The 12,757-nt window shown below is 50.7% G+C and carries 8 protein-coding genes; 7 read left to right on the top strand and 1 reads right to left on the bottom strand.

The features are described from left to right. The first annotated feature begins 9 nt into the window (after positions 1–9). Positions 10–1,410 (top strand): ATP-dependent protease ATPase subunit HslU, encoded by a 1,401-nt coding sequence (gene hslU, locus ACGG90_RS00365; protein WP_390404382.1) that lies wholly within the window; start codon positions 10–12, stop codon positions 1,408–1,410. Between the two features lie 36 nt (positions 1,411–1,446). Continuing rightward, on the top strand, positions 1,447–2,328 hold the full coding sequence (locus ACGG90_RS00360) for an aldose 1-epimerase family protein (RefSeq protein ID WP_390404379.1): 882 nt from the start codon (positions 1,447–1,449) through the stop codon (positions 2,326–2,328). Between the two features lie 109 nt (positions 2,329–2,437). On the opposite strand, the gene plsY is transcribed toward ACGG90_RS00360, so the two are convergent. Further along, the gene (gene plsY, locus ACGG90_RS00355) at positions 2,438–3,061 is read right to left on the bottom strand and encodes a glycerol-3-phosphate 1-O-acyltransferase PlsY (protein WP_390404377.1); all 624 of its coding nucleotides are present in this window, start codon (positions 3,059–3,061) and stop codon (positions 2,438–2,440) included. A gap of 210 nt (positions 3,062–3,271) precedes the next feature. Here plsY and parE point away from each other — a divergent pair, with 210 nt between their 5' ends. The 5 genes from parE (at position 3,272) to pflB (ending at position 12,634) form a co-directional block, all read left to right on the top strand. Next, complete coding sequence (gene parE / locus ACGG90_RS00350; protein WP_390404374.1) at positions 3,272–5,284, top strand: DNA topoisomerase IV subunit B; 2,013 nt, start codon at positions 3,272–3,274, stop codon at positions 5,282–5,284. A gap of 2 nt (positions 5,285–5,286) precedes the next feature. Beyond that, the gene (gene parC / locus ACGG90_RS00345) at positions 5,287–7,740 is read left to right on the top strand and encodes a DNA topoisomerase IV subunit A (protein ID WP_390404371.1); all 2,454 of its coding nucleotides are present in this window, start codon (positions 5,287–5,289) and stop codon (positions 7,738–7,740) included. A gap of 86 nt (positions 7,741–7,826) precedes the next feature. Beyond that, complete coding sequence (locus ACGG90_RS00340) at positions 7,827–8,168, top strand: hypothetical protein (protein WP_390404370.1); 342 nt, start codon at positions 7,827–7,829, stop codon at positions 8,166–8,168. Between the two features lie 705 nt (positions 8,169–8,873). Further along, a complete protein-coding gene (locus tag ACGG90_RS00335) occupies positions 8,874–10,043 on the top strand; it encodes a 2-isopropylmalate synthase (protein WP_390404367.1) in 1,170 nt (389 codons plus the stop codon). A gap of 329 nt (positions 10,044–10,372) precedes the next feature. Further along, complete coding sequence (pflB, locus tag ACGG90_RS00330; RefSeq protein WP_390404364.1) at positions 10,373–12,634, top strand: formate C-acetyltransferase; 2,262 nt, start codon at positions 10,373–10,375, stop codon at positions 12,632–12,634. The last annotated feature ends 123 nt before the right edge of the window (positions 12,635–12,757 follow it).

Raw genomic sequence — 12,757 nt, 5'->3', positions numbered from 1 at the left:
GGAGACATTATGGTCAAAACACCTAAAGAAATCGTCGCCGAACTCGACGCGTATGTCATCGGTCAAGATGACGCCAAGCGCGCCGTGGCCGTGGCGTTATATAACCGCTATCGCCGCATGCAATTGTCAGACGACATGCAGCGCGAAATCACCCCTAAGAACTTATTGATGATCGGGCCTACCGGGGTCGGGAAAACTGAAATTGCCCGGCGTTTGGCGAAAGTCGTCAACGCCCCATTCGTCAAAGTTGAAGCCACCAAGTTCACCGAAGTCGGCTATGTCGGCCGCGATGTGGAATCGATGGTGCGCGACTTGGCTGATGTGGCTGTAGCTATGGAAGAAGAACGCCAATTCGCCCAAGTGCGTGATCGCGCCCGCCGCCAAGCCGACAAGCGCTTAGTCAAGCTCTTGGTGCCAGCCATTAAGAAAGAAAAGAAGAACACTAACCCGATGGCTGACATGATGAGCATGCTGCAAGGTTTGCAAAACGGCAATGTGCCAACGCCAGCCCAAGATGAAGGCGAAGTGACTGACGAAGTGCGCAACCAGCGCTTAAGTGTCGCCGAACAACTGGAAAAAGGGCTCTTAGAAGATCAAGAACTCACGGTGACTGTTGCCGATGCCAAGAAACAAAGCGGCATGAACGATATGTATGGCCAAATGGGCATTGATCTAGGCGATATGCTAGGCAACATGATGCCGCAAAAGAAAGTCCAGCGCACCATGACTGTTAAAGAAGCCCGCGAGATCTTCATCCGTGAAGAATCTGATAAATTGGTTAATCATGCCGATATTTATCATGACGCGATCCAGTCGGCTGAAAACAACGGCATTATTTTCATCGACGAAATCGATAAAATCGCCGCCGGAGACAAGAAGACTTCCGGGGAAGTTTCCAGAGAAGGCGTGCAGCGCGATATCTTGCCGATTGTCGAAGGCTCGCAGGTCAACACCAAATACGGTCCATTAAGCACCGATCACGTGCTGTTTATCGGCTCAGGCGCCTTTGCCACAGCCAAGCCCAGCGACTTGATTCCAGAGCTGCAAGGACGCTTTCCGATTCGCGTGGAATTGAATGATTTGACCCAAGAAGATTTCGTTAGGATCTTGACGGAACCGGATAATGCGCTGGTTAAGCAATACATTGCGCTGATCGGCACCGACGGCGTGCATGTGACCTTCACCAAAGAAGCTATCGAAAAAATCGCGGCAATCGCCATCCGCGTCAATCGCGACACCGACAACATCGGCGCGCGGCGGCTGGCGACGATTCTGGAGAAGCTGCTGGAAGATGTTTTATATGAAGGCCCAGATATGCAAATGGGCGATATCACCGTCACTGAGCAATATGTCGACAACAAGATCGGCAATATCGCAGCTGACAAAGACATGACTCGCTTCATCTTGTAAGCAATCAGGGTAGAAAACTGTAAAGGAAGTCCGATTATGGCACAAATTCTGAAGAATGATTTTCTCACGGTCACCATCAGTGAGCACGGGGCAGAAGTCCAAAGCATCATCAACAACCACACCAATCAAGAATACACTTGGCAAGCGGATCCTCAAGTTTGGAAGCGTCACGCCCCAGTGCTGTTTCCCATTGTGGGCGCGTTGAAAGATGACACTTACACCTATCAAGGTCAAAGCTATCACATGACGCAGCATGGTTTTGCGCGAGATCGCGATTTTACCGTGGTGGAATCAAGTGCCAATCGCGTTGTGTTTGAATTGAAAGACGACGCGCAAACCCGCCAGCAATATCCTTTTGCCTTCAATTTACGGCTGATCTTCACCTTGGATAATAATGCCTTAAACGTCAATTACGTGGTGACTAACCCTAGTGCTGATGCCGATTTGATTTTTGGCATTGGCGGGCATCCTGGTTTTGTGGTGCCGTTGTCTGCAGACACCAAGTTCGAAGATTATTATTTGGAATTCAAGCCGCGCAAGTCGCGAGTGCAGATCCCGCTGATCGCAGGCCAAGGCATTGATTATGCCAACCGCACCTTGGCAGCCACTGATGTCAATCAGGCGCTGACGCATGACTTGTTTCGAAACGATGCGGTCATCTATGCGCTTAAAGGCCAAACGATCTTCTCGATCCGCTCTGAGAAAACGCGCCACGGGGTAGAAGTGACAATTCCAGACGCGCCGTTCTTAGGCGTATGGAGCCCGTATCCCACCACCGGGAATTTTGTTTGCATCGAACCTTGGTGGGGGATCGCCGACCCGGTGGATGCTGATGGTGAATTGACCCATAAGTTAGGCATGAACACCTTGCAGCCTGGGGCCGTCTTTGATCACAGCTACAGTATCGCGATTTTCTAATTTGTGCCAAAGCCAACGGCGCATGAGATCTCAAAGCGAGGTTTCATGCGCCGTTGTCGTATGCCCAAAACTCGTCAAAAAAACCTGTTGCCAACTGGCACAGGCTGTTTCATGATTTTGCTTTACGATGCCTGAGGTAAATACCTAAGCCAAAAGGCACCATGTTTTCCTTACCGGCTTTGATACGGGCAAAGTTCTGCCGGTGGCGTACCAAGAACAAAGCCCATAGGCACACGCACACCACAGTCAGTAATAAATCGTGTCTGGGGATACTTAACAATGTGACGATACCCATGCCGACTGTTGAGGCAATAGACACCATTGAGGTTAAGATCACTAAGCTGATAAACACCGCACATGCCACCAAGAAGAAGTGCCAGTCATAAGCCAAGCAGATCCCGGCGCTGGTGGCAACGGCTTTGCCGCCAGAGAAGTGGATAAAAATCGACTTGGTATGGCCCAGTACGGCGGCTAAGCCCACCAACAAGACCCAATAATGACCTGGGATATGTAATAACATCGGCAATGCTGCGCCGAGGGTGCCTTTTAAGATATCCATCACCAATACGATCGTGCCGCCGATTGGGCCCAGCACCCGATAAGCATTGGTGGTACCGATGTTGTGACTGCCGGCTTGGCGGATGTCTTGATGAAAGAAGCTGCGGCCGATCCAAACACCGCTGGGGATCGAGCCGATGAGATAAGCCAAGATGAAACACAAGGCGATTTGCAAGGGTGAGTCTCCTTTCGAAACGATAATCTTAGCAATTGTACCATGTTTTGTTGGCCTTGACGACTGGCGGCGGCTTTTGACGAAGGGCGAATTGGCGCGTAAAATGGTTTAGGCTACTATCGAATTCGACATCACCTGCTTAAGTGCTCGTCGCGCCAGGCGGCTGGGTGGTGTACACTAGTGACATTATGAAATTGGAGAGGATATTGAATGGCTACTGAATCTTCTGCTTACACTGATTCATCCATCCAGGTACTGCACGGCTTAGAGGCGGTGCGCAAGCGGCCTGGGATGTACATCGGCTCCACCGACGCGCGCGGGTTGCATCATCTGGTTTACGAGATCGTTGATAACGCCGTGGATGAGGCGCTGGCAGGCTTCGGCGACGTGATCGCCGTGACCATCCATAAAGACAACAGCATCACCGTCGTCGATCACGGCCGCGGCATGCCCACAGGGATGCATCCCAGCGGCAAGCCGACCATTGAAGTGATCTTAACGGTGCTGCATGCCGGCGGGAAATTCGATCAGAATTCTTATAAGACTTCCGGCGGCTTGCACGGCGTCGGCTCCAGTGTGGTTAACGCGTTAAGCGAATCGTTGACCGTCCGGGTGGTGCGCGATAAACATGCCTTTGAGGAGCATTTTATCAACGGCGGCCATCCAGATGGCGGCTTGGTGAAGTTAGGCAAGGTCAACGAACCTAATGGCACCACGATCACCTTCAAGCCGGATCCGACGATTTTCTCAACGACGGTGTATTCATACGACACCTTAGCCGAGCGCTTGCGCGAATCGGCCTTCTTGTTGAAGAACATCACCATCACCTTAGATGATGAGCGCACTGAGCGCCGCGAATCTTACCATTACCCAGACGGCTTGGTCAGCTTCGTGAAGTATTTGAACGAAGATCGCGACACTTTGTCTGACGTCTTTAACTTCGAAGGCGATAAAGACGGCATCGTGGTGGATTTTGCCGGGCAATATAACGACGGCTATTCTGAGAATTTGATCTCATTTGTCAATAACGTCCGCACCACAGACGGTGGGACGCATGAAGTCGGCCTGCGCTCGGCGATGACGCGCGCGTTTAACGACTTCGCCCGCAAGGTCAACTTGCTTAAAGACAAAGATAAGAACTTGGAAGGCTCTGATGTGCGCGAAGGCTTAGCCGGGGTATTGGCGGTGCGGATCCCAGAAGAGATCTTGCAGTTTGAAGGCCAAACCAAAGGCAAGCTTGGCACCCCGCAAGCCCGTTCGGTGGTTGATGCCGTCATTTACGAGCAGTTAAGCTTTTATTTGATGGAAAACGGCGACGGGGCTCAAGAACTCGTCAGAAAAGCCATCAAAGCCCGCGAGGCCCGCGAAGCTGCCCGGCGTGCTCGGGATGATTCGCGTCACGGCAAGCGCAAGAAGAAAGACAGCAGCTTGCTGTCAGGCAAGCTTACCCCAGCGCAATCTAAGAACGCCAAGAAGAACGAATTGTATCTGGTCGAAGGCGATTCTGCCGGCGGCTCTGCCAAACAAGGCCGCGATCGCAAGTTCCAAGCGATCTTGCCTTTGCGGGGGAAAGTCTTAAACACGCAAAAAGCCAAATTAGCTGACATCACCAAAAACGCAGAAATCAACACGATGATCTACACCATTGGCGCAGGGGTTGGGGCAGAGTTTGATGTCGATGCGGCCAATTACGACAAAGTCATCATCATGACCGATGCGGATACCGATGGTGCACATATTCAAATCTTGTTATTGACGTTCTTCTACCGCTACATGCGGCCTTTGATGGATGCCGGTAAGGTGTATATCGCATTGCCGCCGTTGTATCGTTTGCAGAAAGGCAAAGGCGCCAATATCCAAATTGCCTATGCTTGGACGGATGACGAGCTGGAGAAAGAAATCAAGAAGATGGGCCGCGGCTACACCTTGACGCGCTTTAAAGGCCTGGGGGAAATGAATGCCGATCAGTTGTGGGAAACTACGATGAACCCAGAAACACGGACTTTGATCCGGGTGCGTGTTGAAGATGGGGCCTTGGCCGAACGCCGCGTCACCACCTTAATGGGCGACCGGGTGGAACCGCGTCGTGAATGGATCGAAAACAACGTTCAATTTGACTTGGATGATGATGGTTCGATTCTGGAAACCAAAACCGTCGATCATGCCGATATGCAATTTGGCACCCAACAAATCAAGAAACAATTGCACAAAGGAGGTAAGTAGCCATGGCCAATCAGATTCAAGAATTAACTTTAGAAGATGTCATGGGCGAACGCTTCGGGCGCTATTCCAAATACATCATTCAAGAACGGGCCTTGCCAGACGTCCGCGATGGGCTCAAGCCGGTGCAGCGACGGATCTTGTTTGCCATGAATCAAGACGGCAACACGTTTGACCATGGTTTCCGCAAATCAGCCAAATCTGTGGGTAATGTCATGGGTAACTACCATCCTCATGGCGATTCCTCGATTTATGAAGCGATGGTGCGCTTGAGCCAAGACTGGAAGCTGCGCGCGCCATTGATCGAAATGCACGGCAACAACGGCTCCATGGATGGCGATCCGCCGGCTGCGATGCGTTATACCGAAGCGCGCTTGTCGAAGATTTCCGGTGAAATGCTCAAAGACATCGATAAAGACACTGTGGATATGGTGTTGAACTTCGATGATACAGCGCAAGAGCCCACGGTGTTGCCGGCGGCTTTTCCGAATTTGTTGGTCAATGGCGCCACTGGGATCTCAGCGGGTTACGCGACAGATATCCCGCCGCATAATTTGCGGGAAGTGATCAATGCCACGCTATACTTGTTAAAGCATCCTGATGCCAGTTTGGCGGATTTGATGCAATTTGTCCAAGGCCCGGATTTTCCTACCGGCGGCATTATTCAAGGCTTAGCCGGGATCCAGAAGGCTTATGAAACCGGCCGCGGGAAGATCGTGGTGCGTTCGCGCACCCATGTTGAAGACTTGCGCGGCGGCAAACAGCAAATCGTGGTCACTGAATTGCCTTATGAAGTCAACAAGGCTGAATTGGTCAAGAAAATCGATGAGATCCGGGTAGCCAAGAAAGTCGACGGGATCGCCGAAGTCCGCGACGAATCTGATCGCTTCGGGTTAAGTGTCGTCATCGAGTTGAAGAAAGATGCCAATGCGGAAGGTATTTTGACTTATTTGTTCAAGAATACCGACTTGCAGATCTCTTATAACTTCAACATGGTCGCCATTGCCGATCTCAAGCCTAAGCAATTAGGGCTCAAGCCGATGCTTGAAGCGTATATCAAACATCGCCGCGAAGTGATCATCCGCCGCACCCAGTTTGACTTGAAGAAAGCCGAAGCGCGCGAACACATTGTTCAAGGGCTGATCAAGATGATCTCGATTCTCGATCAGGTGATCAAAACCATTCGCGGGTCTAAAGACAAAGGGGATGCCAAGGCCAACTTAGTCGCTGAATACGACTTCTCGCAAGCCCAAGCCGAAGCCATTGTCTCCTTGCAATTGTATCGCTTGACTAACACCGATATCACAGCGTTAGAAGCAGAAGCGGCACAGCTGGCCAAAGCGATCGCCGGCTACCATAAGATCTTAGATGAACCCAAGGCGCGCGACGCCGTGATCGAATCTGAACTGTCGGCCATCGCCAAGACTTACGGGGATGATCGCAAGTCAACTGTCGAAGCACAGATCCAGGCGCTGGAAGTTGATACGACGGTGACAGTGGCAGACGAGCGCGTGATGGTCTTAGTTTCTCGTGACGGCTACCTGAAGCGCAGCTCGATGCGCTCTTATCAAGCTGTTTCGCCAGCAGACAACGGCCTCAAGGACAATGACTTCCCGATTTATGATGCGGAAATGGGTACCTTGCAGCATTTGTACATTGTCACCAACCTTGGCAATGTGATCTACCGGCCGGTACATGAAATCACCGATGCGCGCTGGAAAGATGCCGGCGAACACCTCAGCCAAACCGTGGGTATTGCCCAAGATGAGCAAGTGATCGCTGCATTTGGCTTTGATAACCTAGAACAGCCTGGCAACTTCGTGTTAGGTTCCAGCGATGGTTATATCAAACAAACTGCATTGGCAGATATGCAGCCGCAACGCAATTACAAGAGCCGGCCAATGGTGGGGATGAAGCTCAAAGGCAAAGATGCAGTGGTGACCAATGCGTACTTTGTTGACCCAGACAGCGCCCAAACGGTATTTGCCGTGACCCATCAAGCATACGGCTTACAATATCCGTTGAGTGAAGTATCTGTGATCGGCGCGCGGGCCACTGGCGTCAAAAGCATGGATCTCAAAGCTGGCGATCATATTGTCAACTTCATCTTGGTGCAAGATCCAGAAACTACCGAAGTTGGCATCATGACCCAACGCGGCGCCTTTAAGAAAATGCGCCTGAAAGAAATGGGCATCAGCACCCGTGCGCGCCGCGGTTTGCTGGTGTTGCGCGAGCTGAAGAAAGCCCCGCATCGCATCGTCTTCATGGCTGAGGTGACAACTGACAGCCGCTGGCAGGTGCTCACGGATTCTGACACGATCGTTGAACTAGATCCAAGCACCAGTCCTGACGGTGATCGGTATTCCAACGGCTCATTTGTGATCGATACCGAAACTCAAGGAACGCCGCAATACGTGCATGTTACGCATTTGCTGGAGATCCCGGAAGCAGAAGCATAGTATAAAGCAGAAGCTTTGCACTTTATTGTGCAAGGCTTCTTTACGTTCCCAAAGCAAAGCGCATTTAGCGGTGGATATAAGCCGAGATGACGCAAAGGCGTTCTTTGCCTTGGCGGCGTCACGGCTTATATCCACCGCGTTGCTTTGCGGAGCTCGACGAAGCCCATAGTCGTGAAGGCCGGACAGGTATTGCTTCGGTGCGTGGCGGCCGCAAGCCGGTGCAGGCAAGTGCGGCCGGCTCCAACCACGCAAAAGGCGCGTGTTTTACGCCTAAGTTTAAAGCCCGCATCGCTTTGCTCAGCGCAGTCTTTAAACTTGCCGCGATCAGCACAGAAAGCCAAGCCCAACCCGCTTGTCTTTTTGTGCTGATCGTTTCACGGCCTGACCGGCTTGCGGCCGCCACGCACCTGCGCAACACCTGTCCGTAAACGTTGGAAAGTTGAGTGCGACTGGGCGATCAACGGTTGATTGCCGGTGATGGCTCTGGCTGAGTATCAAGCCGTATCTAGGTGACGCCCAAGCATAACGCTACAGCATGACGGCGTGATTTGCCGCTAATAACAGGCGGTGGTGTGAAATAGTTGATTGATGAAATCGTCTCGACGCGCAGTTGATCTTGGCCGTGAAGCGGAGCTGAGCGTTTGGTCGTCATCGTGCACCAATGACTGGTGCGAAATGGCGGGGCGCAAGCGGTACCGGTGGCGCCAATGTGCAGCGAGTTAAGCCTAATTATGAGAAACCATGCAGTGAGACTGCGGGAAAACTGTGGTGTAACTTGTGCCCAACAATGCCGTTTTGCAAGGAAAGTAATGTTAAATAAAAAGAATTTGGTTAAAGTGTTGACAGAAAGATGAGAATGGTTTAATGTTAGTCACATCAAATCAAACAACTGGAGGTCGTGAATATGATGAATGTACGAATTAACGTGATCAAATCTAACACTTCTGCGTTGTTGCGTGATCGATTGTTGATGTAGTCGATCGCGGCATTTGAAATGCAGCCATCGACGAAACGATGGCTGCAATGCCATCGAAAGCATTCGGTGGCTAGTCATGATAGAGACTAGCTTGCAGACAAACTGCAGTTAGGCTCTATTTTTTATTACATAAACAAACAATCTGGAGGGCATTATTATGAAGAAACAAGTTAAATTTTTCGATACCACGCTGCGTGACGGTGAACAAACCATTGGTGTTAACTTCTCGGTAGAACAGAAAGTACAAATCGCCCAAGCCCTGGAAGCTTGGGGTGTTGATTATATCGAAGCGGGTTTTCCAATTGCCAGCCCAGAAGATTTCAAAGCCGTTAACGCCATCGCCAAGACCATCAAGCACACCACAGTCACCGGCTTAGCGCGTCTGGTGCGCAAAGACATCGACGCGGTGGCTGAAGCCATTGCGCCGGCCCCGCATAAGATGCTGCATACCTTCATTGCCACCAGCCCGATCCATCGCGAATTCAAGCTGCACATGACCAAAGAAGAAATGATCGCCGCCATTCGCAGCGATGTGGCTTATGCCAAGTCCAAAGTCGACTTCATTGAATTCTCACCAGAAGATGCCTCCCGTACGGAACCGGAATTCTTAGTGGAAGCCGTGCAAGCGGCCATTGATGCCGGAGCGAACTGCATCAACATTCCAGACACTGTCGGCTACGACGATCCGGAAGAATTCGGCGCGATTTTCGCCAATCTCAAAGCTCACATTGCTGACTTTGATAAGATCGAATGGGCGGCCCACACGCATAATGATCTGGGCATGGCCATGGCCAATGCCATGGCTGCCATCAAGAATGGGGCCACTCAAATCCAAGGCACGATCAACGGCTTAGGCGAACGCGCCGGCAACGTGGATCTGATCGAAGTGGCTGCGGCAGTTGCCGTGCGCGGTGATTACTACAATGCCGCCACCAGCATTGACCTCAAGAAGACCAAGCAAGTCTCTGAAATCGTGGAAGAAGCTTCAAACATCGCCGTTGGGCCAAACAAGCCGATTGTCGGGGCCAATGCGTTCTCCCATGAATCAGGCATCCATCAAGACGGCTTTTTAAAGAACCGGCAGACTTACGAGATCCTGACGCCAGAAGCCGTGGGCATGCATTCTCGGCTGCCTTTAGGCAAGCTTTCCGGGTCGCATGCGGTGATGAACAAGCTCACCCAAATGGGCTATCACGTCGATCGGGCCATGATGAAAGAGATCTTCCCGATCTTCAAAGACTGCGCCGATCAAACTGATTTGGTGCGTGACGATGATATGATCGATATTATGAACCAGTACAAGACACAACAGAAAATGCAGGCTTAGCCAACTTGGCGTCCATGACAATGGACGCCTTTTTGGTTGCTGTATCGCGATTTTCATGGAACTGCTATGGTATTGAAGACTTCTCTGTACCATGACAAAAACGTCGAAACTGTATTATTGATACAGAAAACGAAATGGAACCGCTGCCCGTCAAATCGTCGCAAAATTCTGTGAAATATCAAACGGACAACCGGTTTCCCAATAGATTCTCAAAAGATTTACTTTTCTTGCCAGAAAGCCAAAGAAAGTGCTTGCACAATGTATGTGACGTGTTATACTAAGAATGTAAAATCTGTGACATGGTAATCACATTTTAGGAGGCATTCCATATGGAACAGCTTGATAAGAAGCAGCTCAAAGACTACTGGGAAGGTTTCAACGGCGGTCGCTGGCAAGATGAGATCGATGTTCGCGATTTCATCCAACAGAACCTCACTCAATACAACGGTGATGAATCCTTCCTCGCTGGCCCGACTGAGGCAACCACGATCTTGAACAACCAGGTTTTGAACCTGAAGAAGCAAGAACGTGCCAATGGCGGTGTGCTCGACGCTGATACTAACGTTGTGGCAACGATCACCAGCCACGGCCCAGGCTACTTGAACAAGGACCTTGAGAAGATTGTTGGCCTTCAGACGGACAAGCCATTCAAGCGTGCGTTCATGCCATTTGGTGGTATCCGCATGGCTGAAGATGCGCTGGAGTCTTACGGCTTTAAGCCAGATCCAGAAATGCACAAGATCTTCACTGAATACCACAAGACGCATAACCAAGGGGTCTTTGATGTTTACACCCCTGACATGCGTAAGGCGCGTCACTACAAGATCGTTACTGGCTTGCCAGATGCTTATGCACGTGGCCGTATCGTTGCTGACTTCCCACGGATCGCGATTTATGGGATCGACAAGTTGATGGCTGACAAGTTCTACGACTTCGAACACACCGGCGACGGCGAAATGACCGACGAAGTGATCCGTCTGCGTGAACAAATCAACGACCAATACAAGGCCTTGAACGACATGAAGAAGATGGCCGCATCTTACGGCTATGATATCTCCAAGCCTGCTACCAACGCCCAAGAAGCGATCCAGTGGATCTACTTCGGCTACTTGGCTGCTGTTAAGACCCAAAACGGTGCCGCAATGTCCGTTGGCCGTATCGATACCACGATCGATGCCTTCATCGAACGCGATATGAAGCGCGGCGTATTGACTGAAGAGCAAGCTCAAGAATTGATCGACCATTTGGTTATGAAGCTGCGTATGGTTCGCTTCATCCGGACGGAAGAATACAACTCCTTGTTCTCTGGCGACCCAATCTGGGCAACCTTGTCCTTGGGTGGTGTTGGCTTTGATGGTCGTCACCATATCACCAAGACTGCCTTCCGCTTCTTGAAGACTTTGGACAACATGGGTGCTGCACCTGAACCAAACATCACGTTGCTTTGGTCTTCCGTATTGCCAGAAGGCTTCAAGCGCTATGCAACCGAAGTTTCCATTACCAGTTCCACCATCCAGTATGAAAACGACGACTTGATGCGGACTGAATGGGGCACTGACTACTATGGCATTGCTTGCTGTGTTTCCGCACAACCAATCGCCGGTGGGGTTCAATTCTTCGGCGCCCGTGCTAACTTGGCTAAGGCTTTGCTGTATGCCATCAACGGTGGTGTTGATGAAATCGGCGAAAAGCAAGTTGGCCCAGCTACTGAACCAATTACTTCTGATGTCATCGATTACGATGAATTCATGAAGAAGTTCAATGTCCAAGCTGACTGGTTGGCTGACGTTTATGTCAACGCCTTAAACGCTATCCAGTACATGCACGACAAGTACTACTACGAAGCTGCTCAATTGGCATTGAAGAACACCAAGCTCGATTACACCTTTGCAACCGGGATCTCTGGCTTCTCCCATGCGGTTGATTCCATCTCCGCAATCAAGTACGGCAAGGTTCACCCAATCCGTGACGAAAACGGTGTTGCAGTTGACTTCAAGGCTGAAAACCCTGACTATCCTCGCTATGGTAACAACGATGATCGGGCCGACGACATTGCCAAGTGGCTCATCAAGTGGTTCTATGGCAAGATGAACACGCATCATTTGTATCACAACGCTAAGCTGTCCACTTCTGTTTTGACCATTACTTCTAACGTTGTTTATGGTAAGAACACTGGTACCACGCCGAACGGCCGTCAAAAGGGCGAACCATTCTCACCTGGTGCAAACCCAGCTTATGGCGCTGAAAAGAACGGTGCTTTGGCATCCTTGATGTCCACTGCCAAGATTCCATATCACTATGCAACTGATGGTATCTCCAACACGTTTGGTGTCACCCCTAACACGTTAGGCCATGACGACGAAACTCGTAAGGATACTTTGGTCAACATGGTTGATGGTTACATGAAGAACGATGGGATGCATTTGAACATCAACGTCTTCAACAAAGAGACTTTGATCGATGCCCAAAAGCACCCAGAAGAATACCCAACTTTGACTGTCCGTGTTTCCGGCTACTGCGTATACTTCGCAGATTTGACCAAGGAACAACAAGACGATGTCATCGCGCGGACCTTCTTCGAAGAAATGTAGTCCTGAATTAATTCAGTCATGCAGCGGGAGCCGCTTTGCGGCTCCCGTTTTGCCTAAAGGCGCGAAAGTAATTTCGCGCTTTTGGGCAGAAGCTATGCGTGCAAAGGATGTCGTGCATCCAAC

It is taken from the genome of Lacticaseibacillus jixiensis, from assembly GCF_042847315.1.
GTDB classification, from domain to species: Bacteria; Bacillota; Bacilli; order Lactobacillales; family Lactobacillaceae; genus Lacticaseibacillus; species Lacticaseibacillus jixiensis.
The sequence above is the reverse complement of the archived record's forward strand: the minus strand, read 5'-3'. Positions and strand labels throughout refer to the sequence as shown.

Bases quoted from the DNA above. Each gene is read 5' to 3' on its own strand.
- parC (WP_390404371.1), top strand. From the start codon at position 5,287: ATGGCCAATCAGATTCAAGAATTAACTTTAGAAGATGTCATGGGCGAA.
- ACGG90_RS00335 (WP_390404367.1), top strand. From the start codon at position 8,874: ATGAAGAAACAAGTTAAATTTTTCGATACCACGCTGCGTGACGGTGAA.
- hslU (WP_390404382.1), top strand. From the start codon at position 10: ATGGTCAAAACACCTAAAGAAATCGTCGCCGAACTCGACGCGTATGTC.
- ACGG90_RS00340 (WP_390404370.1), top strand. From the start codon at position 7,827: ATGACGCAAAGGCGTTCTTTGCCTTGGCGGCGTCACGGCTTATATCCA.
- pflB (WP_390404364.1), top strand. From the start codon at position 10,373: ATGGAACAGCTTGATAAGAAGCAGCTCAAAGACTACTGGGAAGGTTTC.
- ACGG90_RS00360 (WP_390404379.1), top strand. From the start codon at position 1,447: ATGGCACAAATTCTGAAGAATGATTTTCTCACGGTCACCATCAGTGAG.
- parE (WP_390404374.1), top strand. From the start codon at position 3,272: ATGGCTACTGAATCTTCTGCTTACACTGATTCATCCATCCAGGTACTG.